Origin of the sequence: Nonomuraea sp. CA-218870 (assembly GCF_050936535.1) — a bacterium.
In the GTDB taxonomy this organism is placed as follows: Bacteria; Actinomycetota; Actinomycetes; order Streptosporangiales; family Streptosporangiaceae; genus Nonomuraea; species Nonomuraea corallina.
In genome coordinates, this window is the sequence record NZ_JBNJMN010000002.1 from 1,281,400 (window position 1) to 1,302,930 (window position 21,531).

Below are 21,531 nucleotides of genomic sequence, written 5' to 3' on the forward strand. Positions count from 1 at the left end.
GGGGACCGGCGTCACGCGGCGAGCCGGTCCGGCGGCACCCGGGCCAGGCTCCCGGACTCCATCGCCACCCAGATCGCGCCGTCGGGGCCGGTGGTGAGGCCGTGCGGCTCCGACCTGGGCAGGTCGAACTCCCGGATCACGCCGTCGACCGTGATGCGGCCCAGGCGGCAGGCGGCCCACTCGGTGAACCAGAGAGCCCCGTCCGGGCCTGTCGTGATCGCGTGCGGCCGGCAGTCGCGGTCGGGCAGCGGGTGTTCGGAGATCTCACCCGCCGGGTCGATCCGCCCGATCTGTCCCGCGCCGATCTCCGCGAACCAGAGCGCGCCGTCCGGCCCCGCCGTGAGGTGCACCGGTGCCGCCCCCTCGGTGGGCAGCGGGTGCACGGTCACCTCGCCGCCGGTCGTGATCCTGCAGACGGCCGCGGCCTGGTTGAGCGTGAACCAGAGCGCGCCGTCGGCGCCGGCCGCGATGCCCGACGGCATCCCGCCCTCCACCGGCACCGCGAACTCGGCCCGCTCCCCGCCGGCGGTGATCCGGCCGACCTTGTCGCGCATGCTCGTGTACCACATCGCGCCGTCGGGCCCGGCCACGATCCCGTACGGGGCCTCGGCCTCGTACGAGGTGACCTCGAACTCCGGAGTGATCCGCCGGATCCGGTTCCCCTGGAACTCGGTGATCCACATGGCGCCGCCGGGTCCTGGGGCGATCACGGTGGGTCCGCCGTCGGCCGGGTCGAGCCGGTGGACGACCGGCTCCCCGCCGGGGACCAGCCGCCCGACCGCGCCCTGGTGCACCAGCGTGAACCAGAGCGCCCCGTCGGCGCCGGTCGCGACCCCGTACGGGGCCCCGTCCGCAATAGTGATCAACATGGCGTCCTCCCGTGAGTTCGAGCACTGATCCGGGCAAGCGCGTGCCCCCGCCGCCTTCGGACAGCGCTCCAATCGCAACTTGTGTCGCTTTAGTGTGCACAGGGCTTAGTATTAACGCAACTGAAGTTGCGTAAGGAGGGGGTCCGTGGAGCCGAGCAGGCGACCCGGCGGGCGCAGCGCCCGCGTCCGCGACGCCGTACGCCAGGCGACCCTGGCCGAGCTGGCCGGAAAGGGGTTCCGAGGGCTCACCGTGGAGCACGTCGCCGAGCGGTCCGGGGTCCACAAGACCACCGTCTACCGGCGGTGGGGCAGCGTCGAAGGGCTGATCTCCGACGCGCTGGAGTTGGCCCGCGACGAGCCGTGGCCCGTCCCCGACACCGGCGCCGTCGAGGGCGACCTGCGCGGGGTGGCCCGGCTCGTGCGGAGCGGGTTCGCCGATCCGGAGCTGGGGCCGGTGGCGTCGGCGTTCGTGGCGGCGGCCATGCAGAGCCCCGAGGCGGCCCGGGCCCTGCACGACTTCTTCCAGGCCCGCCACGAGCAGTCGGCCCAGGTGGTGCACCGGGCCGTCGAGCGCGGCGAGCTGCCCCACACGGTCGACGCCCACGAGGTGATCAGGGCGGCGGTGGCCCCGATCTACTACCGGCTGTTCGTCACCCACGAGCCGGTGACGGAGGCGGACGCCGACCGGGCGGCGGACGCGGCCCTGGCGGCGGCCCGCGCCGGCGTCCTCTGACCGGCTCACCGCGAGCCCGCGGCGCAGGCGGCCGGAACACCGGCCCTGGGCCTAGCGCACCCGCGTCTCCCTGGGCGCCCGCGACGCCGCCACCGCGCCCACGGCGGCCACCGCCGCGGCCAGGAAGATCGCCGAGCGCAGCCCGTCCACCGTGACGGCGTCCGCAGGGCCGGCGGCCCGCCCCGCGACGGCCACCAGGACGGCCAGGCCGGCGCCGCTGCCCGCCTGAAGGACCGTGGAGGACAGCCCCGAGACCGCGCCCTGCTCGGACGGACGCACCCCGGTCGTGGCCATGATGAACATGGTGGTGAAGCAGAGCCCCGAGCCCAGCCCGAAGCCGACGAGCCCGGCCAGCAGGCCGAGGTACGAGCCGTCCGCGGACAGGCTCCAGGCCAGCACCGCCGTGCCGGCCGCGCCCACGAGCACGCCGACCGTCAGCGCGCCGCGCAGCCCGAGCCGGGGGATCAGCCGCTCGCCGGCCAGGTTGCCCGCCGTGATGCCCAGCGTCGGCCCGAGGAACGCCAGCCCCGACCGCATCGCGTCGTACCCGAGCACCTCCTGGAAGTGCAGGGTCAGGAAGTACGGGACGCACTGCAGGGTCAGGCCGTAGATCAGGATCACCCCGGCGGCGGCGCGGGTGTGCGGGTTCGCCAGCAGGCGCGGCGGCAGCAGCGGGTCGCGGCTGCGCGCCTCGATCGCCGCGAACCCGGCGAGCAGCGCGACGGCGGCGGCCAGGCAGGCCAGCACGCCGGGCGAGGTCCAGCCCCACTGCGGGCCGTGCGCGACGGCGAACACCAGCCCGGTGACCCCGGCGGTGCCGGTGACGGCGCCCGGCAGGTCGAAGCGGCCCGGCCGCCGGGGGCCGTCCGGCGTCAGCACGGCGAACGCGGCCACGATCCCGGCGACGGCCGGTGGCACGTTCACGAAGAACACCGCCTGCCAGCCGAACGCCCCGGTCAGCACCCCGCCGAGCAGCGCGCCGAGGCTCAGCCCGCTCGCCCCGCACACCGCCCACACCGTCATCGCCCGGTTGCGGGCGGGACCCTCGTCGAACATGGTGACCACCAGCGAGAGCGTGGCCGGCATCAGCACCGCCCCGCCCAGGCCCTGGAGCGCACGGGCGGCGATCAGCGGGCCGGGGTCCGCGGCCAGCCCGCCGAGCAGCGAGGCGACCCCGTACAGGAGCAGGCCGAGCACGAACATCCGCCGCCTGCCGAGCAGGTCGGACAGCCTGCCCCCGAGCAGCAGGAACCCGCCGAACGCCACCGCGTACCCGCTCACCACCCACTGCAGCGCGTGCGGGGAGAAGCCGACCTCGCGCGCCAGCTGCGGCAGCGCGACGTAGACGATGGTGAAATCCAGGGCGGTGATCATGCTGCCCAGGCCGAGCAGGACAAGAGGGAACAGGATTCGCATGCCGGTCAGCCTCGCCGCGGCTCCGGCGCCCAGCCAGCCCCGGGTCGTGCGTACGCAGATCTTGCTTAGGCTGGACGGTCATGGAGCGTGAGGCGGAACTGAGCGAGTTCCTCAAGTCCCGGCGGGCCCGGCTGCGGCCCGAGGACGCGGGGCTGCCCTTCAAGAGCAACGGCACCCGCCGGGTACGGGGACTGCGCCGCGAGGAGCTGGCGATGCTCGCCGGGGTGAGCGTCGCCCACTACATCCGGCTGGAGCAGGGCCGCGGCCAGAACGTCTCGGCCGAGGTGCTGGACGCCATCGCCGACGTGCTGCGGCTCACCGCCGACGAGCGGTCCTACCTGCACGCGCTGGCCCACCCGGGGCACCGGTGCCGCGACTTCCCGCAGCACCCGATCAGGCCCGGGCTGCAGCGGCTGCTCGACTCCCTGGTGCTCACCCCGGCGCTCGTCCTGGGCCGGCACGCCGAGGTGATCGCCTGGAACGCGCTCGGCGCCGCCGTCTTCGCCGACTTCGCGGCGATCCCCGAGGAGGAGCGGACGATCTCTCACCTGGTCTTCCTCGACGAGGACGTCAGGCGCATGCACGGCGACGGCTGGCGGCGGCTCGCCGAGGAGCACGTGGCCCGGCTCCGGTTCCTCACGGCCTGTTATCCCGAGAACCCCAGGATCACGGCGCACGTGACCGCGATCCGCGCGCTGAGCCCCGACTTCGCCGAGCTGTGGGAGGAGCACCACGTGGCCGCCGTCACCCACCGCGACTACGTCCTCGACCATCCCGTGGTGGGCGAGCTACGGCTGTCGGCCGAGATGATGGCCCTGCCGGGCGACCCCGAGCTGCAGGGCATGGACCTGTTCGCCGCCGAGCCGGGCTCCGCCTCCGAGGTCGGCCTGCGCCACCTCGCCGGGACCGGCGCCCGCCGCCCCTCCGGCGCCACCCCCGCCAGGGTCAACGGCGCCACGGGAGCCGGTCGAACACCCGCCGGGGAACCGTGAGCGCCACGACGGCGAGCACCACGTGCACCACGATGAAGGCGTAGGCCTCGTTCCTGGTCGCGGGATGGCCCAGCCGCACCGTCATGTGATGCGCCCAGTCCCAGACCTCGGGGATCCCGTCCAGCCTGCTGTTCATGAGCACCGCCATCAGGTCCTCCAGGCCCGACATCTGCAGGATCGTGGTGGCGGCGCCGACCCGCAGCACGCCCTCGCGTGATCCGCCGCCGAGCCGGTAGGCCAGCACGAGTGCGACGATCATGAACGGGACGAAGACCACCACGTGCAGGTACAGGTCCTCGAACACGGCCGTCCCGTCCTGCATGTCCATCGACGTCATGAACGTCATGGGCACGAAGTAGAGGAGGAAGGCCAGGAAGATCGCGGGCAGGGCCACCAGGTGCAGCCGCAGCCACCGCGCCCACTCGACGTCGAGCCAGGCGACGGCGACGACGGCGGCGAACTGCGGGGTCAGCTTGACCAGGAGCATCCAGATCGAGGTGATCTCCTGCTCGTATGGGATGACGAAGCGGACCATGATGACCAGTGCCACGGCCAGGGCTCCGGCCAGCAGCGTCACCCGGTTGGCCCGCCAGAAAGAGGTAGTCGGCATGAGTTCCTGTCAGTGCGTCACGAAGATCGGGGTGGCGTGGTCGGGGCAGGTGGCGAGCGTGAGCCCTTCCGCGCCCTCGGGGATCACGCCGACCAGGTAGGGCCGGGTGCGGCGCAGCGCCGTGACGGCCGGGGTCCCGCCGGACAGGCGGGCGTGGAAGAGGCGCCACAGCAGGTGGGTCGCGCCGCAGTCCGGTGCGGTCGCCGCGAGGTAGCCGAGGTGCGGGTCGTGGGCGACGCCCTTCTCCCGTACGGCCCGGCCGATGGGCAGGCGTGTCACCGCGGTCACGCGGACGCCGTCGAGCTCCGGCAGGAACGCGTCCAGGGCGGCCGGCTCGCCCACCAGGGCCACCTGCCCCGCGTCCCTGGCGAGCCGGAGCGCGGCCGAGTTCAGCGCCCGGCGGCGTGACTCGCTGACGACGTTCGCGCCGGGCGGGAGCAGCACGCCGTAGCGGGGACCGCCGCGCCCGAGAGCGCGCCGGTCCAGCACGGCGGGGCGGATCTCCAGCACGGGCGCCCGCCGCGGCGCGCCGGCCAGGACGAGCGCGTCCCTCAGGTCCCGGCCGTCGCCGATCCACGCGGACGGCTCCCGCGAGGCGTCGAACGGCCGGGCGAACGGGCACAGCCGGTGCAACTGGCCCGCCAGCGCCGCGGACGGGGTGGGCACCGGCTCGTCCAGCGCCCGCGCCGCCTCCACCCACTGGTCGCGGTAGAACGGCACCCGCGCGAAGGCCCTGCCGGTCGTCGCCCGGTAGGCCCTCTCCCAGCGTGCCGGCGAGAACTCAGCCGGCATCGACCCTGACCCGGATCAGGTCGTCGACGGCGGCCAGCGTCGCGGCGAGCTCGCCGGCCGTGGCGCCGGAGGCCAGCACGTAGCCCAGCTTGGCCCGGCACTCGGTGTAGGGCACGACGGGCTCGCCGGGCCGGGCGGTGACCACCACGTCGGCCACCCCCGGCAGCGCCGTCGCCTCGGCGAGGCCGTCCAGCGCGACCAGCGTGCCCGCCGCCCCGGCGCGCATCATGCGGACCGCGGCGTGCCTGGTCCAGCGGGGCGTGAGGTCGGGGCGCTCGCCGACGGCGAGCTGGACGGCGGCCGACACCGTGTCCACCCCGTACATCAGGCCGAGCGCCTCGCCCATGCCGTTGCCGCCGAGCCGCGCGCCCATCTCGATCAGCACGACCCCGTCACAGGTCACGAACAGGTCGAGGTTGACCGGGCCGTCGGTGTAGCCGACCTCGGCGCAGACCAGCTCCAGCTGCCGCGTGACCTCCGCGGTGAGCGCGTCGTCGCGCGGGGACATGTCATGCCCGATCGCGACCACCTGGGGTGCTTCGACGACGCGGTCGCTCAGCCCGAGCAGCGCCACCCGCCCGTCCCGCAGGAACGCCTCGCCGCACAGGTCCCGGCCCGTCACCAGCTCCTCGACGATCACGGTCGACGACGGCGAGACCTCCGCCGCGGCCGCCGCCGCGCCCGGCAGCTCGGCGGGGGAGGCGCAGACCGCGATCCCCCGGGAGCTGCCCGAGTCGACGGGTTTGACGATGACGGGGAAGGCCAGCCGGGCGGCGTCGCGGGCCACCTCGCCGGCGGTCCCGCTCACGTACGCGGGACCGGCCAGGCCGAGCCGCGCGCAGACCTCCCTGAAGTACGCCTTGTCCGTCGAAACGCGCAGCACGGCGTCGGACAGCCCGCAGGGCAGCCCGAGCCGGCCGGCCAGCTCGACCAGCGACGGCAGGTTGATGTCGGTCCCCGGGGCGTGGACGCCCACCACGTCGTCCCGGCCGCGCAGGGCCGACGTGACCGCGTCGACGTCCCGCGTGCTGAGGTGGAGGAACTCGTCGGCCTCCCGCGCGCCGGGGGCGTCGGCGCGGAGGTCGACGCAGATGGTGCCCAGGCCGAGCCGCCGGGCGGCGCGGAACGAGCTGATCGTCCCGTCCGAGCCGCCCAGTATGATCAGTCGCTTCACCCGTCGGTCCCGGGAGACTTCCAGTGGACGCCGCGCTGCTCGATGAACCAGTCCACCGTCCTGGCCATGCCCTGTTCGAGCGAGACGAGCGAGCTCGGCTCGATGCCCACCGACAGCAAGGTCTTGGTCTGCGCGGTGACCGCGGTGCCGGGCGTCTCTCCGGGCCGCATCGGCAGGTCGGCGATGGGCACGCGCGGGTAGCCGCGGTCGGCGCAGAGATCGATGATGAGCTCGGCCACCTCCCTGATGGTCGAGGAGGTGGCCGGGCCGACCTCGACGACCTCGTCCAGCACGACGCCCTCGGCGGCCTTCTCCAGAGAGGCCACGAGCGCACGCGCCACGTCCCCGACCCACACCATGTCCGAGACCTGGGCGCCGCCGCCGTACAGCTCGACCGGCATCCCGCTCAGCGCCCGGCAGATCACGGCGGGCGTGATCTTCCTGACCTTGCCGGAGGCGAAGGGCGGCGCGGCCTGCTGGCGCGGGCCGTAGGCGTTCACCACCCGGACGTTGTTGACCTTCGTGCCGCGGTGCGCGTTGAACATGCGGACGAAACGTTCGACGGCGGTCTTGGAGATGGAATAGCTGTTGTCCATCCAGTGGTTGCCCACGCAGATGTACACGCCGGGCAGGTCGTACTGGGCGACGGCCTCCAGGAAGTTGAGCCCGCCCATGAGATTGGTCTCTGCCGCCGGGCGGGGGTTCGAGATCGTCTCCTGGGTGCCGAGCACGGCGGCCAGGTGCACGATCGCGTCACAGTGCGCCGCGAGCTCCGTCATGGCGGTGGCGTCACGGATATCGCCCCGCATGACTTCCCACGAGGGGTCGGCGCCGGACGCCCCTCGGTGATCGAATACGAGCGGAACATGGCCACGGGCTACGAGTTCTTCGCAGACGTAGCGGCCGATGAATCCGTTGCCGCCCGTTACTCCAACCTTCATGCCACCTCTTGATGTGAGCACATGCTTACAGCGTGTGTCGGGTTGTATGACAACGCAGCAGTGATCACATCAGACGAAATATCCCGATAAGGTAGCCGGAGATCGTTTGTGTCCATGTTGTGATGGAGCAGAGTCAAGGCCGTGCCCGTGCACCTCGATGTTGTCGATGTCTGCGAGGAACCCGAGCCGCCGGGCTGGGAAGAGTTCCGGCAGGCGGAGGGCCTGTCCGCCATCTGGGCGTACGACGTCATCGCCGCTTCCTGCGCCGGCACGTGGGAACGCCCGCTGGTGGCGGTGTTCCGCGACGACCAAGGCGTCGCGGGGGCGGTGGGCGCCGTCCGCACCGCCCTGCGCCCGCGCGCGCAGCGGCTTCCACGCCGGGAGCCGCTCCTGCTCGACGTCCGCCTGCCCGGTCACTCCAACGGGCCCACCTGGCACTTCAGCGACCGCGTGACGCCCGGCGACCGCCGGCTGCTGATCCGGCGGTTCGAGCAGGCGGCGCGACGGCGCCTCGGCTGGATGCTCACCGGGGTGCTCTACCGCATGGTGACCGAGCCCCACCTGCCCTCGGTGGCTCGCAGGGGCGCGATCGTCAGGGAGTCGCCGGGCTCCACGGTCATGCCGCTCCGCTGGACCTCCGTGGCGGAGTGGATCGGCTCGCTCAGCCGCAACCGCAGGTCGACGCTGCGCCGCCAGCTCAAGAAGATCGCCGGGTCGGACGACCTCGTCGTGACGGAAGGCCGGGCCAGGACCGACCTCGACCCCGGCGAACTGGCCGAGCTGAACCGCCGGCACACGGCCAGGTTGGCCGCCCGCTTCGACCCCAGGCCGCCCCTGCCCGCCGAGTGCTTCGCCGAGTTCCTCCGGCGCGAGGACGTGACCGTCATCTCCTATGAGGCCGCCCGGCGGTTGCTCGCCTTCGCCGTCGTCTTCGACCACCCGGTCTCGCCCGCGTACGGGCCGTGGGCCGCGCTCCAGCCGGAGGAGGGCGGGCGCAGGGACCTGTATTTCGACAGCTACGCCCGCATCGTCGGGCGGGCCCTGGCCGACGGCTCTGAACGGCTCTACGGCGGCAGGGGGTTCGTGGAGGTCAAGAGCTCTCTGGGCTTCGACTACGTGCCGATGAAGATCGTCGCCGTGCCCCGGTGGGCGATGGGATGAGCGTCTCTCTGCGGATCCTGGACCCGCGGCACGACCCCGAGCCCGACGGCTGGGAGCGGCTGCGCACCGCCGCCGGCCAGTGCGTGACCTGGCGCTACGACCTGCTGCGCGCCTACGCCTGGGCCGCCCAGGCCCCCGTCCTGCTCACCGTGCTGCACGAGGACGGCGCCGCCGTCGGCGCCGTGTCGGTTTCCCTGCGCGGCGTCCGCCCGCGGCGCGGGTCCTACGCGACCGGCCGCGACGTGGCGGGAGTCGTGGACGTGCACGCGCCGGGTAACCGCTCGCAGAAGGGCTGGTGGTTCACCGGCGACCCGGCTCCGGAGCGGCGGCAGGAGCTGCTGCGCGGCTACGTTCGCGGCGTCCGGCGCGAGCTGGGCCCAGGCTGGCGCGCCGTGGTGTGGCGAGAGGTGTCCCCGGGCGAGCCCGCCCAGTTGCCCGGCGCGGTCAAGCTGACCCTGCCGACCGCGCCGCTGGCCAAGCTGGCCACCCCGTGGCGCGACCTCGACGGGTGGTACGCCACGATCGACCGCGCCCGCAGGGACTCGCTGAAGAGGCGGGCCAGGGGATTCGCCGCGGACCCCGAGCTGTCAATCGCCGTCGGCCCCGCCCGCGAGCTGGTGACCGGGACGGAGGCCGCCGCGCTGCGGGCCGAGAACGACCTCAAGCACCGCGCCAGGCTCTTCCCGCTCGCCCCCCTGCCGCAGCCCTACCTGGACGCGCTGGTCGGCGGGGACGAGGTGATGGCGATCGCCTACCGCGACGGCGGACGGCTGATCGGGCTCACCCTGATCCTGGACCACCCCGCCTGGCCCATCTGCCTGAGCTGGGGCGCCCTGCCACCGGAGACCGGCGGCCGCAAGCACCTCTACTTCGACGGCTACGTCCGGATGGTCGAGTGGGCCATCGCCGCCGGCCGGGCCGGACTCGTCTTCGGCAAGGGGCAGGCGGACGTCAAACGCTCCCTGGGCGCCGACCTGGTGCCCTCCTCCGCCCTAGCCGTCCCCTTCTGACCCCGTCCTCTTCTGACCCTAACCCTTTCCGATCTCCGATCCTCTTCCGACCTCGACCCGTGGACGCGCCCATGACCTGCGTGCAGTGCGGCCACCCGCACCCCGCCCTGATCGCCGGACTCTCCCGCCGGCCCCGCTACTCGTGCCGCGTCTGCGGCGCGGTCTTCAGGCCGGGCTCGCTCCCCGGGACCGAGCCCCCCGCCCCGGCCGGCTCCGCCCCCCTCCTCGAACCCGAGCCGCTCGCCCCTGCCGACGAGGACCCGCTGGCGGTGTTCATGCCCGAGCGCATGGTCCGCTGGGTTCGCGAACAGGGCCGCGCCCCCGACACATCCGGTGCCGCCGACGCACCGGACATCCCCGGCGCGCCGGACCGGGCCACGCTCGCCCGCTGGTACAAGGAGTGGGACGCGCTGGTGGCCGCCGCCCGCTCCGACCCGGAGGCGCGCGCCACCCTCGGCCGGGTCAGCGAGATCCCCGCCGACCGGCTGCCCGCCAAGCTGCCCGCGTTCGCCAAGGTGTGCGCCGCGCTCCACGCGACCTGCTACGACGCCCGCCTCGCCGGCGAACGGCTGGGCGGCGAGGACGACCCCTTCGTGACCGAACGGGTCGGGCACCTGCGCCGCTGGCTCGCCACGGCGGGCCGCGCCACCACCTGGCTCGAAGCGCCCCCCGCGCCGCCACCGGAGCCCGAGACGGTCAGGAGCCTGCTGACCATGGAGGGCTCGTTCACCAGGGAGCAGGCCGCCGCCTTCTTCGCCGCTCTGTTCGGCGTGGACAAGGGGCCGTCCATCCCCGGCGTCCGCGCGCGCTTCGGTGACGAACGCGTCCACGAGGCGCTGCGCTCGTACCTGGAGAGCGGTGCCCGTCCGCTGCGCGAGACCGTGGCGGCCGAGCTGGATGCGACATGACCACGAGGGCCGACGCGGCCGAGGCGCACCGCATCGGGCCGCGCCGCCTGCTCACCCTGCTGAGTGGCCGTGCCGCCTTCCGCCTCCTGCTGTACGGCTCGGCAGGGGTGCTGGTGGCGGCCTGGAGTCGGGAGGACTTCAACGGGTACGCCGCCGCCGTCGGAGCGGTGGGCTGGCTGTCCATGGTGGTCCAGTCGGGCCCCGAGAAGGCGGCGCTCGCCCTCATCCCGCGGGCCCGCCGCACCCGCGACCAGCTCGCGGGCATGCTGCGGGCCGCCGTCGCGTACGTGCCGCTGCCCTTCACCGCGGCCGCCGTCGCCGCGCTCCTGCTCAGCCCCAGCTCCACGGTCACGCTCTACCTGCTGGCCGTCGCCTACTACGTCGGCCTGGGCTGCGGCATGCTGGGTGTGGCCGTGCACCGGGCGCTCGGCGGCTACACCAGGGACACGGTGCACTTCACGCTGCTCGGCGTCGGGATGATCGGCCTGGCCGGGCTCGCGTTCGCGGTGTCCATCCCGCCCGTCGCGTACCTGACGGGACTGCTCGCCCTGGTCACCGTGCTCAACGTGGCGCTGCTGCGCGGGCTGCCGCGCGGCGGCGGGCCGAACCCAGGGCCGAACCCAGGGCCGAACCCAGGGCCGCACCGGGGGCCGCACCGGGGGCTGCGCCGCGTCCTGGGCCGCACGGTCGTGTTGATGGGCGCGGCCGACGTGATGAACAACGCCATGATCGGCACCCTGTTCGTGGAGCTGTCGCTCACCGCGTACGCGAGTCAGAGCGGCGACCTCTACATGATGACCCTGGGCTGGGGGTTCGCCGTGTCCGTGGTCTACACGGTGCTGCGCATCTACCAGCCCCGGCTGGTGCTGCGGATGAGCACGGACGAGGCGGCCGGGGTACGCGCGCTCGTCCGGCGCGTCGCGGGCCTGGCGAGCTGGGTGAGCGCCCTGTGGCTGGTCGTCGCGGGGGCCGCGCTGGCGGGCGGGCTGGCCGGCACCCGTTCGCTGGTCGTGCTGGGTGTCCTGCTGGTCACCCTGCTCCCGGCCAACGCGCTGGCGAGCTTCGGCATCGCCGTGCTGGAGAACACCGGCGAGGCCGGGCTGCGCGACAGCGCGAAGGCGGCCGTCCTCGCCTGGGCCGTGACGGCCGCGCTGGGCGCGCTGGCCGTTCCTCTCGCCGGCGCCGCCGGGGCGGTGTACGCCCTCGGGGCGCAGGGGCTCGTGCTCGGACTCGTACTGAAGAGGCGCATATGACGACAGGACTGACCGTGCTGGTGCCCTGCTTCAACGAGGGGGCGCAGGTGGAGGTCGCCCACCGGGAGCTGGCCGAGGCCCTGGGCGAGATCGGCGAGCTGGAGATCCTCTTCGTCGACGACGGCAGCACCGACGACTCCCTGGACCGGATCCGCCGCCTGGCCGAGACCGACCCGAGGGTCGCGTACGTGTCCTTCACCCGCAACTTCGGCCTCGACGCCGTGATGGACGCCGGGGTGCAGTACGCACGGCACCCGTGGACCGTCCAGTGCGACGCGGACCTGCAGGTGCCGCCCGCGGAGATCTGGTCCCTGCTCGGCAAGGCGGCCGAGGGCTACGACGTGGTGTTCGGGGAGCGGCAGGGCCGCCGCGACCCGCTGCTGCGCAGGATCGGCTCGCGGGCGATGCACGGGGCGGCCCGCCGGGTCTTCGGCATCGACATGCCCAGGGGCGCCTCCACGTTCCGGCTCGTCCGCACCGGCGTGGCCCGTACGATCATGGATCTGCGGCTGCCCTGGTTCATCCCCGCCGTGCCGTTGATCGGCGCCCGATACGCGGTCACGCCGGTCGCCCACCGGCCGCGTACGGCGGGCCGCTCCAGGCTCCGCCCGGTCCGCCTCGCCGCCCACGCGCTGGAGCTGTTCTTCGGCTTCTCGTGGCGGCCGCTCACCGCCGTGTACGCGACCGCGATCCTGGGCCTGGCCGCCGCCTTGGCGCTCGCGCTGACCGGCAATCCCTTCCCGCCGGTCCATCTCCTGCTCGCCGGCCTGACGCTGGCGGCGCTGGGGGTGGTGGCGCGGTACGCGCACCGGCTCCTGCGCGAGACCTCACCCGTACGGCGTTACTACGTCAGGGAGTCGAACCTGCCGCTGCGCCCCGAGGACACGCTGACCGGCGGCCTGCCCTGCCCGCCCCCTCCGGCCCGCCCCTGACCCCGTCACCGGGCGCGCCGGCCCGGTCGTCCGGCGGCTCACGGCTGGGCGGGGACGCCGCGCAGTTCGAAGTCGTCGTAGGTCATCTTCAGCACGGACTCGTCGTCCTTCGGCGTGCGGGCGAACAGGCCGACCGAGCCGCTGCCGATGCCGTTCGGGTCGTTCACCGAGACGATCTTGTCGCCGTTCACCCACAGGGTGAGCCGCACCGCGTCACCGGACTGCTCGCAGGCCGCCTCGATGCGGACCTTGCCCTTCAGCCCGTCGACCGTCGCGGGCTGGGACATGGTGCCGCCGGCGCCTTCGTAGATGCGGCGGATGCGGGCGTTGCCGGCCGTGTCGAGGCCGAACTCGTAGTAGGTGTCGTCGTCCGCCGCGTGACAGTAGACGCCGTACTCGCCGGAGCCGGTCACCTCCCTGACCTCGGCGGTCACGCCGACCAGGACGGTCGCGGGCAGCGTCGGCGTCGGCGTCGCCGACGGGGCCGGGGAGGCGGTCGGCGTCTTGGTCAGGAAGGGGATGGCCGCCTCCGCCCAGCGCTCCTCGTAGTCCGGCACCACGTCCAGCCCGTACGTGCCGTCGGTGCGGTAGCCGTAGCTGGAGCTCTCGTTCGCGTCGTAGCGGCCGTTCCAGCCGCCGGACGTCTGGGTGAAGTCCTCCCGGTAGAGCACGGTCATGTCCGGCGGGCCGCTCGGCATCAGCGCCCACGCGGCGACGCCCACCGCCACCACGAGCGCCGCCGCCGCGGTGACGCCCGCGATGACCTTGGCCTTGGCGGGGTTGCGCGGAGAGTACGGGAGCGCGGCGGGATTGGGCGCCGTCGCCTGCTGCCAGGCGACCTGGACGGTCTGCGCGACCTGCTCGGGCCCGGCCGCCCGGCCCACCAGGTGGTCGAGGAGCTGCTGCGCGGTCGGGCGCGCGGCGGGGTTCTTGTGCAGCGCGGCCCGGACCAGCTCGCGCAGGCCCGGCTCGACCGCGTCCAGGTTGGGCTCGGTGTTGAGCACCTGGTAGACGATGGCGGGCAGCGTCTCGCCGGGGAACGGGGAGCGCCCGCTCGCGGCGTAGGCCACCAGGCAGCCCCACGAGAACACGTCGCAGGCCGGTGACACCGGCTCGCCGCGCAGCACCTCGGGCGCCATGTAGCGGGGCGTGCCGATCAGCTCTCCGGTGCCGGTGACGCCGCCCAGGCTGTCGAGCGCCCGCGCGATCCCGAAGTCGATCACCCGGGGCCCGACGGGCGACAGCAGCACGTTGGACGGTTTCAGGTCGCGGTGCACCACCCCGGCCCCGTGGATGGCGGTCAGCGCGGTCGCCACGCTCACGGCCAGCGCGTCGAGGCTGGACCCGCGCAGCGGCCCGGACTGCTGCACCGCCTCCTCGAGGTTCGGGCCGGGCACGTACTCGGTGACCACGTAGAGCTGGTCGCCGTCGAGCGCGGCCTCCAGCACGGCGGCCGTGCAGAACCGGCGCACCCGCCGGGCCGCGTCGGCCTCCCTGCGGAAACGCATGCGGAACTGCTCATGCTGGCTGAACTCGGGGTTGATCACCTTGATGGCGACCTGCTGCCCCGAGGGGTCCTCGGCGAGATGGACCGTGCCCATCCCGCCCCGGCCCAGTACGCGCACCAGCCTGTAGCGCCCGATGCGGGAGGTTTCACCGCTCACGGCGCGTAAGCTTACCGATTCCGGCCCTGCCGTCGAATGAGGTGCGCGCGGTGGCACGCCTTCCCGTCGCCCGCGCGGGCCCTACCGGCGTGGCGCGCGGCCGGGCCGGCACGCGGCCACCACGCGGCCACCACGCTGCCGCCGCGCTACGCGGACTCGGGCAGGGTTTCGAGCCAGCGGATGAGGCGGTTTCCCTCCCTGATCATGATCTCCGGGTCGCGCAGGGCGTTGGCCAGCAGCGACATGCCCTGGTAGGCGCCGACGAGCGTGATCGCGAGGTCGTCCGGATGAGGCAGCCCCTTTTCGCGGAACTGGCGTTCCACCCAGTCCAGGAGCGACCGGATGACGTTGCCCGCCTCCAGGTCGATGCCTCCCTCGGCGCGTTTGTCCAGTTCGACGGCGAGGGTGCCGGTCGGGCAGCCGTACCGGGCCGCGATGTCGCGCTGGCTGATCCACCCGCTGACCAGGGCCTTGAGGCGTTCGAGGGGGTCGGGCAGCCGGTCGAGCTCACCGGTGAGCCGGGCGAGGTGGTCGGCGTGCTCGGACAGGGCGGCCCGGACCAGCTCGTCCTTGGTCTTGAAGTAGTAGTAGACGTTTCCGACGGGGACCTCGGCGGCGTGCGCGATGTCGGCGATGGTGGTGCGCTCCACGCCCTGCTGGTGCAGGACCCTGGCGGTCGCGGTCATCAGCCGCCGCCGTTTGTCGGCCCCCCGCGCCCGCGCCTTTGAGTCAGTCACCCGACTGACTATAGACAGCCGGTGCGCCGATCATCTAGTCTCCAAGTCAGTCAGCCAACTAACTAATAGGAGATCTCATGATCGTGGTGACCGGGGCCACCGGAAACGTCGGGCGGACGCTGGTGCGGCTGCTGACAGAGGCGGGCGAGCCGGTGACGGCCGTGTCGCGGAAGATCACCGAGTCCGACGTGCCGCGGGGAGTGCGCGTGCTCGCCGCCGACCTGGCCGACCCGGCCGGTCTCCGGCCCGCTCTCGACGGCGCCGGGGCGCTGTTCCTGCTGATCTCCGGCGACTTCGTCGCGGCCGCCGGCAGCCCGGGCGACGTCATCGGCCGCGTCCTCGACGACGCGAGATCCCGTGGGACCGGGCGGGTCGTGCTGCTCTCCTCCCAGGGAGTCGCCACCCGTCCCGGCTCGGCCTCGCACGGGAGCACGGCGCGGTCCATCGAGGACGCCGTCCGGCGGTCGGGCCTCGACTGGACGATCCTGCGGCCCGGCGGCTTCGCCTCCAACGTCTACGCCTGGGCCGGGTCGATCCGCGCCCAAAGGGCCGTCGCCGCGCCGTTCGGGGAGGTCGGGCTGCCGTTCATCGATCCGGACGACATCGCCGAGGTCGCGGCCGTGGCCCTGCGCGAGGACGGTCACGCGGGCCAGGTCTACGAACTGACCGGGCCCGCCCTCACCACGCCGCGGCAGCGGGCCGAGGCGATCGGCGAGGCGCTCGGTGAGCCCATCCGGTTCACCGAGCAGACCCGAGAGGAGGCCCGGGCGCAGATGCTGCGGTTCATGCCCGAGCCCGTGGTCGAGACCACCCTGTCCATCCTCGGCGAGCCCACCCCGGCCGAGCTGCGCATCAGCCCCGACGTCGAGCGGCTCCTCGGCCGGTCGCCCCGCACGTTCGCCGAGTGGGCCCGGCGCAACGCCGCCGCCTTCCGGTAGGGACGCGCGCGCGGCCGGAGGTTCTTCAGGCGATCGACCGGATCTCGCGGAGCGTCGGGAGACCCGTACGGGTGACGACCATGACGCGGCAGCCGGCGGCGGTGGCGGCCGTGACGCCGGCCGGGCTGTCCTCCAGGACGACGCAGCGGGAGGGGCGGGCGCCGAGGCGTCGGGCGGCCTCCAGGTACGGGTCCGGGTGGGGCTTGCCGCGGCGGGTGTCCTCGGCGGCCACCACCTCGTCGAAACGGTGACCGAGGCGGGGGAGCACCAGGGCGGCGATGCTGCGGGGCGAGGCGGTCACCAGAGCGGTGGGGATGCGGGCGGCGGCCAGCTCCCGCAACAGGGGAGTGGCGCCGGGCATGACGTCGAAGCTGTGGGCGAGCTCGCCGGCGAACGCGCGGGTGAGGGCGTCGCCGGTGTCCCCGGGCAGGGCGGCGTGGTCGCCGGGGGCGCGGGCGAGCAGGTGGGCGGCGGTGTGCTCGACCGTGCGGCCGAGCACGTCCGGCTGGTCGTCCGGGCCCAGGTCGACGCCCAGGCCGCGGGCCACCCTCGCGGTGGCCCGCCACCAGTGCGGCTCGGTGTCGACGAGGGTGCCGTCCAGGTCGAACAGGACCGCCGCGGGCACCTCAGACGGCATCGGGCGCGGCGCCGGCCACCGGCGCCGTACGCGCGGCCACCAGGACGGGGCGCTCCACCAGCCGGATCGCGACCCGCGTGCCGGGCGCGAGCCTGGCCGCCTCGTGACCGGGCACGTCGGCGAGCACCTCGTGACCGTCCAGCAGCAGACGCAGGCGGACGGAGGCGCCGCGGAACGAAGCCGTCACCACCTCCCCGGCCCCCGACCCGGCCCCCGACCCGGGCAGGGGGCCGGAGCCGGTGGTCTCCGGACGGGTGACCTGGACGGCTTCCGGGCGGACGAGGACGTACACGTCGGGGTCGGCGGGGACGGCGCCGTCGACGGGGAGCGTCTGGCCGAGGACCGTCACCTTGCCGTCGCCGGCGAGCCGGCCGGGCAGGTGGTTCATGGTGCCGACGAACTCGGCGACGAACGGGGTGGCGGGCCGGTCGTACACCTCGGCGGGCGGCCCGGCCTGCTCGAGACGGCCGTCGCGGAGCACCGCGACCCGGTCCGCGATCGACAGCGCCTCCTCCTGGTCGTGGGTGACGAAGATCGTGGTGATGCCCAGGCCGAGCTGGAGGCGACGGATCTCCTCGCGCAGCGCGACCCGTACCTTGGCGTCGAGCGCGGACAGCGGCTCGTCGAGCAGCAGCACGCGCGGCTCCAGGGCCAGGGCGCGGGCCAGCGCGACGCGCTGCTGCTGGCCGCCGGAGAGCTGGTGCGGGTAGCGGTCGGCGTGGCCGGGCAGGCCGACCAGTTCCAGCAGCTCGTCCGCCCTGGCCCTGCGGGTGGCGGCGGCCACCCGGCGCACGCGCAGGCCGAAGGCGACGTTGTCGCGGGCGTTCAGGTTGGGGAAGAGCGAGTACGACTGGAACACCATGCCGGCGTCGCGCTTGCTGGCGGGCACGTCGGTGACGTCCTTGCCGTCGACCAGCACGGCCCCGGAGTCGGGCCGCTCGAACCCGGCCACGCAGCGCAGCGCCGTCGTCTTGCCGCAGCCCGACGGGCCGAGCAGGGCGACGAACTGGCCGGGCTCGATGGTCAGGTCGAGGCCGTCCAGCGCGACCGTCTTGCCGAAGACCCGCCGCAGGCCGCGGAACTCCACCTTGGACGTCACTTCTTTTCCCTCCCGAAAGCGGTGGAGACCGCGAGCAGCAGCAGCCAGATGAGCAGCAGGCTGAGGATCGAGACCGCGACCGACACCTGGCCGCGCGAGCCGGAGATGGTCACGATCCACACCGCGAACGGCTGGTAGCCGAGCAGCCTGGACACCGTGAACTCGCCGAACACCAGGGCGAGCGTGAGGAACGAGGCACTGGCCAGGGCCGAGCGCAGGTTGGGCACGACGACCCTGAACAGCACGTGCGGCCAGGACGCGCCGAGGCTGCGCGCGGCCTCCACCAGCGTCCGCACGTCCATGGTGCGCAGCCCCGCGTCCAGCGAGCGGTAGACGAACGGCAGCACGAGCACCACGTACGCGAGCACGAGCACGATGGGGAAGCCCGGGTCCTGGACGGCGATGAGCGTCGCCCAGAACGGGGTGGGGGCGAGCACGTCGGCGCCGACCCGCAGCGAGGTGCTCAGCCCGGCGACGAACGTGATCGGCGGCACCACGAGCGGGAGCGTGCAGAGCACCTCCATCAGGGGCCGCAGCCCCGGCGCGAACAGCCGGACAGCCAGCATCGCGGGCAGCGTCAGCAGCAGCACCAGCGTGATCGTGGCCAGCGCGAGCACCAGCGACAGCGTCAGGCTGGGGACGAAGCCCTCAGCCGTCAGCAGTTCTGCGTAGGGGGCGAGGGACAGGCCGGTGGTGGGCGTGTAGACCGTGTACCAGAGCGACGCCCCGAGCGGCACCAGGAAGTAGAGCCCGGCCAGCGCGAACACCACGGCCCGCCAGGCGCGCGGGCGGGCGGGCCGCGCGGGGGCGGCGGTCAGAGACTGTTCCAGGCCCGTCACTGCAGCCATCGGGTGGTCCTCCTCTGCAGCGGCAGGTAGATCAGCATGACGAGGCCGGCGATGACGATCATGTCCAGGCTCAGCGCGAGCGCCACGTTCTCCTGGCCGATCAGCACGTCGCTGGTCAGCGCGTTCGCGATCTTCAGGGTGACCAGCGGGACGACCGTGCCCGCGCCCATGGCCGCCGCCGTGGCGTAGGCGGCGAAGGCCGAGCCGAACAGCAGCACCACCCCGCCGAGCAGGGCGGGCGTCAGCACGGGCAGGCCGACGTAGCGCCAGTAGTGCCAGGCGGTGGCGCCGTTGTTGGCCGCCGCCTCCCGCCACTGCGGGCGCAGCCCGTCCAGGGCCGGCGCCATCACCAGCACCATCAGCGGCACGCTGAAGTACAGGTAGACGATCACCAGGCCCCAGAACGAGTACAGCGACCCCGACGGCAGCCCCAGCAGCCCGCTCACCACGCCGGAGTTGCCCAGCGTGGCCACCCAGAAGAAGGCGAGCGGGACGCCGCCGAAGTTGGCCAGCACGCCGGAGGCGGTCAGCACCCCGTTGCGCAGCGCGGTGAAGCGCGAGGTGACGACCGCGTAGGCGAGGAACGAGCCGAGCACCGCCCCGGTCAGCGCCACCACGGCCGAGACCTGCACGCTCCCGGCCATGGCGGTCAGGTTGCCGCCTTCCAGGCTCTGCCGCAGATTGGCCAGCGTCGGTTCGCCGCGTGAGGTGAAGGCCCCCACCAGCAGCGCGGCCAGCGGGATGCCGAACACGAACGCGTAGAAGGCGAGCAGGGGCAGCGCGCCGAGCCACCCCGTGGACCGTCTCATCCGGAGATCGCCGCGTCCCAGCCGCTCGCCAGCTTGGCCTTGGCCGCGTCGACCTGCTCCGTGCTCGGGAAGGTCGGCTCGCCCTCGACCGCCGGCAGCGCGTCGGCGGCGGCCTTGTCGACGGTGCCGTCGCTCTGCATGACCGGCATGAGCACCGGCCGGGCGAAGCCCTTCAGGTAGAGGTTCTGGCCCTCGGGGCTGTAGAGGAACTCCTGCCAGAGGCGGGCGGCCGCCGGGTGCGGGGCGTCCTTGTTGATCGCCTGGGCGTACATCTGGAAGTACTTGCCGTCGGTCGGCACGTTGACCTTCCAGTCGATGCCCTTGGCGGCCATCTGCGGGGCGTAGGCGGCGTTGTTGTAGTCCCAGTCGATGCTGATCTGGGTCTCGCCCTTCTCGATCGTGGCCGGGGTGGTCTCGACCGGGTTGAAGTTGCCCGCGTCCTTCAGCTTCTTGAAGAAGTCGATGCCCGGCTGGATGTCGTCGAAGGAGCCGCCGGAGGCGATCGAGGCCGCGTAGACGCCGGCGAAGGCCGAGCCGGACTTGGTGGGGTTGCCGTTGAGCGCGACCTTGCCCTTGTACTCGGGCTTGAGCAGGTCGGCGAAGCTCTCCGGGCAGGTGGTGATCTTCTTGGCGTCGCAGCCGATGGAGACGTAGCCGCCGTAGTCGTTCACCCAGAGGCCGGTGGGCTCCTTCTGGCCCTCCGGGATCTGGTCGAAGGTCTGCACCTTGTACGGGGCGAACAGGCCCTCGGCGGCGCCGCTGATGGCGAAGGACTGGCCCAGGTCGAGCACGTCAGGGGCGCGGTCCTGGCCCTTGCGGGTCTTGACCGCGTTGATCTCGTCGGCGCTGGAGGCGTCCGGGTCCTCGCTCTCGATCTTGATGCCGTACTTGGCCTCGAAGGCCTTGATGATCTCGCCGTAGTTCGCCCAGTCGGGCGGCAGGGCGATGACGTGCAGGTCGCCTTCCTTCTTGGCCGCCTCGACGAGCTTGTCGAAGCCGCCGAAGTCGGCGGCCGAGGTCGCGGTGCGCGCGTCCACGCCGCCTTCGGCTGTCGAGGTCTGGGTGCCTGGCGCTGCGCCGCACGCAACGGTGACTACGGTAAGGGCGGCGATGACGCCTGCCGCACGGACGCGAGGTGTGAACACGTGGCCTCCACTCCGGGGGTGTGCGAGGAATGTAAGGGAACTTGTACAAACAAGCGAGCACCAGTAAGTCGCATATCCATTGCTCTTTCGTGAACGGGGATGGTCGGGAATGGTCGCGCGCTATGAACTGATCGCCGACGAGCTGCGCAGCGAGATCCTCTCGGGCGCGCACCCGGTGGGCGCGCACCTTCCGTCGGAGTCCGAACTGGCCGCGCGGTACGGCGCCGCCAGGGGGACGGTCCGGCAGGCGGTCGCGGTGCTCGCCGCCGAGGGCCTGGTCGGATCGCGGCAGGGCGCCCGGCGCATCGTGCTGGGCAACGCGCGCAGCCAGAGCTTCGCCGAGCTGCACAGCTTCGCCCAGTGGGCGCGGGCCAACGGCCACCGCTACGGCGGCCTGATGATCAACCAGCGCCGCCGGCCGCCGACCCCGGCCGAGGCGGCCAGGCTCGGCCCCGGCGAGGTGCTCGACGTGCTGCGGGTGCGCACCCTGGAGGACGAGCCGGTGCTGCTGGAGCGGACCGCGTACGCGGAGTGGATCGCCCCCGTCGTCGAGGAGCTGCCGCCCGACTGCGAGTCCGTGACGCAGGCGCTGTACGAGTCGGCGGGGGTGGTGTTCGCGTACGGCGAGCACCTCATCGACGCGGTGCCCGCGAGCGCGCAGGACGCCCGCCTGCTCGGAGTCCGGCGCGGCAGCCCCCTGCTGCGCCAGCGGCGGGTGACCACCACGCACGAGGGCAGGCCGGTGGAGTGCTCGGACGACCGCTACCGGGCGGGGAGCGTGGCCTTCAGCATCCGCAACTCCATCGGGGCGAACCCGCTCGTCCGGCACACGGGCGACTTGCGCTTCGGCGCGTAAGAACATA

22 protein-coding genes are annotated in these 21,531 nt (G+C 73.4%); 9 read left to right on the forward strand and 13 right to left on the reverse strand.

The genetic code is table 11. The annotated features are described in order from the left end of the window. Positions 1–11: 11 nt before the first annotated feature. Complete coding sequence (locus ACQEUU_RS34590) at positions 12–869, reverse strand: Vgb family protein (protein ID WP_433074077.1); 858 nt, start codon at positions 867–869, stop codon at positions 12–14. Positions 870–1,014: 145 nt separating this feature from the next. Between ACQEUU_RS34590 and ACQEUU_RS34595 the strand changes: the two genes are divergently transcribed. Next, on the forward strand, positions 1,015–1,602 hold the full coding sequence (locus tag ACQEUU_RS34595; RefSeq protein ID WP_433074080.1) for a TetR/AcrR family transcriptional regulator: 588 nt from the start codon (positions 1,015–1,017) through the stop codon (positions 1,600–1,602). Between the two features lie 51 nt (positions 1,603–1,653). On the opposite strand, the gene ACQEUU_RS34600 is transcribed toward ACQEUU_RS34595, so the two are convergent. Continuing rightward, positions 1,654–3,018 (reverse strand): MFS transporter, encoded by a 1,365-nt coding sequence (locus tag ACQEUU_RS34600; protein ID WP_433074083.1) that lies wholly within the window; start codon positions 3,016–3,018, stop codon positions 1,654–1,656. Positions 3,019–3,098: 80 nt separating this feature from the next. Here ACQEUU_RS34600 and ACQEUU_RS34605 point away from each other — a divergent pair, with 80 nt between their 5' ends. Continuing rightward, positions 3,099–4,010 (forward strand): helix-turn-helix domain-containing protein, encoded by a 912-nt coding sequence (locus ACQEUU_RS34605; RefSeq protein ID WP_433074086.1) that lies wholly within the window; start codon positions 3,099–3,101, stop codon positions 4,008–4,010. Here ACQEUU_RS34605 and ACQEUU_RS34610 read toward each other — a convergent pair. Genes ACQEUU_RS34610 through ACQEUU_RS34625 form a run of 4 tightly spaced genes read right to left on the reverse strand, consistent with a single transcriptional unit; the run spans position 3,964 to position 7,527 of the window. Further along, a complete protein-coding gene (locus ACQEUU_RS34610; protein ID WP_433074089.1) occupies positions 3,964–4,620 on the reverse strand; it encodes a hypothetical protein in 657 nt (218 codons plus the stop codon). The two genes, ACQEUU_RS34605 and ACQEUU_RS34610, sit on opposite strands and share 47 nt — an antisense overlap. A 9-nt stretch (positions 4,621–4,629) precedes the next feature. After that, a complete protein-coding gene (locus ACQEUU_RS34615; protein WP_433074092.1) occupies positions 4,630–5,412 on the reverse strand; it encodes a hypothetical protein in 783 nt (260 codons plus the stop codon). Then, the gene (locus ACQEUU_RS34620) at positions 5,402–6,586 is read right to left on the reverse strand and encodes an ATP-grasp domain-containing protein (protein WP_433074095.1); all 1,185 of its coding nucleotides are present in this window, start codon (positions 6,584–6,586) and stop codon (positions 5,402–5,404) included. The genes ACQEUU_RS34615 and ACQEUU_RS34620 overlap by 11 nt, the downstream gene beginning before the upstream one ends. After that, a complete protein-coding gene (locus tag ACQEUU_RS34625) occupies positions 6,583–7,527 on the reverse strand; it encodes an NAD-dependent epimerase/dehydratase family protein (protein ID WP_433074098.1) in 945 nt (314 codons plus the stop codon). Before ACQEUU_RS34625 ends, ACQEUU_RS34620 begins: the two co-directional genes overlap by 4 nt. Positions 7,528–7,668: 141 nt before the next feature. Between ACQEUU_RS34625 and ACQEUU_RS34630 the strand changes: the two genes are divergently transcribed. The 5 genes from ACQEUU_RS34630 to ACQEUU_RS34650 all read left to right on the forward strand — a co-directional run bounded on the left by ACQEUU_RS34630 (position 7,669) and on the right by ACQEUU_RS34650 (position 12,791). Then, entirely contained in the window at positions 7,669–8,688 is a 1,020-nt protein-coding gene (locus ACQEUU_RS34630; RefSeq protein WP_433074101.1) for a hypothetical protein, read from the forward strand. Then, complete coding sequence (locus tag ACQEUU_RS34635; RefSeq protein ID WP_433074104.1) at positions 8,685–9,698, forward strand: hypothetical protein; 1,014 nt, start codon at positions 8,685–8,687, stop codon at positions 9,696–9,698. The genes ACQEUU_RS34630 and ACQEUU_RS34635 overlap by 4 nt, the downstream gene beginning before the upstream one ends. Positions 9,699–9,769: 71 nt before the next feature. Continuing rightward, on the forward strand, positions 9,770–10,606 hold the full coding sequence (locus tag ACQEUU_RS34640; RefSeq protein WP_433074107.1) for a hypothetical protein: 837 nt from the start codon (positions 9,770–9,772) through the stop codon (positions 10,604–10,606). Next, a complete protein-coding gene (locus ACQEUU_RS34645) occupies positions 10,603–11,859 on the forward strand; it encodes a hypothetical protein (protein WP_433074110.1) in 1,257 nt (418 codons plus the stop codon). Before ACQEUU_RS34640 ends, ACQEUU_RS34645 begins: the two co-directional genes overlap by 4 nt. Then, the gene (locus tag ACQEUU_RS34650; RefSeq protein WP_433074113.1) at positions 11,856–12,791 is read left to right on the forward strand and encodes a glycosyltransferase family 2 protein; all 936 of its coding nucleotides are present in this window, start codon (positions 11,856–11,858) and stop codon (positions 12,789–12,791) included. The genes ACQEUU_RS34645 and ACQEUU_RS34650 overlap by 4 nt, the downstream gene beginning before the upstream one ends. 38 nt (positions 12,792–12,829) lie before the next feature. Here the strand turns inward: ACQEUU_RS34650 and ACQEUU_RS34655 are convergent, their stop codons facing one another. Next, positions 12,830–14,455 carry a serine/threonine-protein kinase gene (locus ACQEUU_RS34655; RefSeq protein WP_433074116.1) on the reverse strand — a complete coding sequence of 542 codons (1,626 nt, stop codon included), beginning with the start codon at positions 14,453–14,455 and terminating at the stop codon, positions 12,830–12,832. Positions 14,456–14,601: 146 nt separating this feature from the next. After that, positions 14,602–15,192, reverse strand: coding sequence for a TetR/AcrR family transcriptional regulator (locus tag ACQEUU_RS34660; RefSeq protein ID WP_433074119.1), 591 nt, complete (start codon positions 15,190–15,192; stop codon positions 14,602–14,604). Positions 15,193–15,269: 77 nt separating this feature from the next. On the opposite strand from ACQEUU_RS34660, the gene ACQEUU_RS34665 reads away from it, so the two are divergent. After that, the gene (locus ACQEUU_RS34665; RefSeq protein WP_433074122.1) at positions 15,270–16,130 is read left to right on the forward strand and encodes an NAD(P)H-binding protein; all 861 of its coding nucleotides are present in this window, start codon (positions 15,270–15,272) and stop codon (positions 16,128–16,130) included. A gap of 25 nt (positions 16,131–16,155) precedes the next feature. On the opposite strand, the gene ACQEUU_RS34670 is transcribed toward ACQEUU_RS34665, so the two are convergent. Genes ACQEUU_RS34670 through ACQEUU_RS34690 form a run of 5 tightly spaced genes read right to left on the reverse strand, consistent with a single transcriptional unit; the run spans position 16,156 to position 20,560 of the window. After that, on the reverse strand, positions 16,156–16,755 hold the full coding sequence (locus ACQEUU_RS34670; RefSeq protein ID WP_433074125.1) for an HAD family hydrolase: 600 nt from the start codon (positions 16,753–16,755) through the stop codon (positions 16,156–16,158). 1 nt (position 16,756) lies between these two features. Next, positions 16,757–17,866 (reverse strand): ABC transporter ATP-binding protein, encoded by a 1,110-nt coding sequence (locus tag ACQEUU_RS34675; protein ID WP_433074128.1) that lies wholly within the window; start codon positions 17,864–17,866, stop codon positions 16,757–16,759. Continuing rightward, the gene (locus tag ACQEUU_RS34680; RefSeq protein ID WP_433074131.1) at positions 17,863–18,714 is read right to left on the reverse strand and encodes an ABC transporter permease; all 852 of its coding nucleotides are present in this window, start codon (positions 18,712–18,714) and stop codon (positions 17,863–17,865) included. The genes ACQEUU_RS34675 and ACQEUU_RS34680 overlap by 4 nt, the downstream gene beginning before the upstream one ends. Beyond that, positions 18,702–19,523, reverse strand: a complete 822-nt coding sequence (locus ACQEUU_RS34685; protein WP_433074134.1) for an ABC transporter permease — start codon at positions 19,521–19,523, stop codon at positions 18,702–18,704. Before ACQEUU_RS34685 ends, ACQEUU_RS34680 begins: the two co-directional genes overlap by 13 nt. Further along, the gene (locus ACQEUU_RS34690) at positions 19,520–20,560 is read right to left on the reverse strand and encodes an ABC transporter substrate-binding protein (protein ID WP_433074137.1); all 1,041 of its coding nucleotides are present in this window, start codon (positions 20,558–20,560) and stop codon (positions 19,520–19,522) included. The genes ACQEUU_RS34685 and ACQEUU_RS34690 overlap by 4 nt, the downstream gene beginning before the upstream one ends. 217 nt (positions 20,561–20,777) lie before the next feature. On the opposite strand from ACQEUU_RS34690, the gene ACQEUU_RS34695 reads away from it, so the two are divergent. Continuing rightward, the gene (locus ACQEUU_RS34695) at positions 20,778–21,524 is read left to right on the forward strand and encodes a GntR family transcriptional regulator (RefSeq protein ID WP_433074140.1); all 747 of its coding nucleotides are present in this window, start codon (positions 20,778–20,780) and stop codon (positions 21,522–21,524) included. Positions 21,525–21,531: the final 7 nt, after the last annotated feature.

Coding starts and splice junctions, on each gene's coding strand:
- ACQEUU_RS34650 (WP_433074113.1), top strand. CDS start 11,856: ATGACGACAGGACTGACCGTGCTGGTGCCCTGCTTCAACGAGGGGGCG.
- ACQEUU_RS34665 (WP_433074122.1), top strand. CDS start 15,270: ATGATCGTGGTGACCGGGGCCACCGGAAACGTCGGGCGGACGCTGGTG.
- ACQEUU_RS34610 (WP_433074089.1), bottom strand. CDS start 4,620: ATGCCGACTACCTCTTTCTGGCGGGCCAACCGGGTGACGCTGCTGGCC.
- ACQEUU_RS34645 (WP_433074110.1), top strand. CDS start 10,603: ATGACCACGAGGGCCGACGCGGCCGAGGCGCACCGCATCGGGCCGCGC.
- ACQEUU_RS34600 (WP_433074083.1), bottom strand. CDS start 3,018: ATGCGAATCCTGTTCCCTCTTGTCCTGCTCGGCCTGGGCAGCATGATC.
- ACQEUU_RS34685 (WP_433074134.1), bottom strand. CDS start 19,523: ATGAGACGGTCCACGGGGTGGCTCGGCGCGCTGCCCCTGCTCGCCTTC.
- ACQEUU_RS34605 (WP_433074086.1), top strand. CDS start 3,099: ATGGAGCGTGAGGCGGAACTGAGCGAGTTCCTCAAGTCCCGGCGGGCC.
- ACQEUU_RS34625 (WP_433074098.1), bottom strand. CDS start 7,527: ATGAAGGTTGGAGTAACGGGCGGCAACGGATTCATCGGCCGCTACGTC.
- ACQEUU_RS34640 (WP_433074107.1), top strand. CDS start 9,770: ATGACCTGCGTGCAGTGCGGCCACCCGCACCCCGCCCTGATCGCCGGA.
- ACQEUU_RS34615 (WP_433074092.1), bottom strand. CDS start 5,412: ATGCCGGCTGAGTTCTCGCCGGCACGCTGGGAGAGGGCCTACCGGGCG.
- ACQEUU_RS34590 (WP_433074077.1), bottom strand. CDS start 869: ATGTTGATCACTATTGCGGACGGGGCCCCGTACGGGGTCGCGACCGGC.
- ACQEUU_RS34680 (WP_433074131.1), bottom strand. CDS start 18,714: ATGGCTGCAGTGACGGGCCTGGAACAGTCTCTGACCGCCGCCCCCGCG.
- ACQEUU_RS34635 (WP_433074104.1), top strand. CDS start 8,685: ATGAGCGTCTCTCTGCGGATCCTGGACCCGCGGCACGACCCCGAGCCC.
- ACQEUU_RS34695 (WP_433074140.1), top strand. CDS start 20,778: ATGGTCGCGCGCTATGAACTGATCGCCGACGAGCTGCGCAGCGAGATC.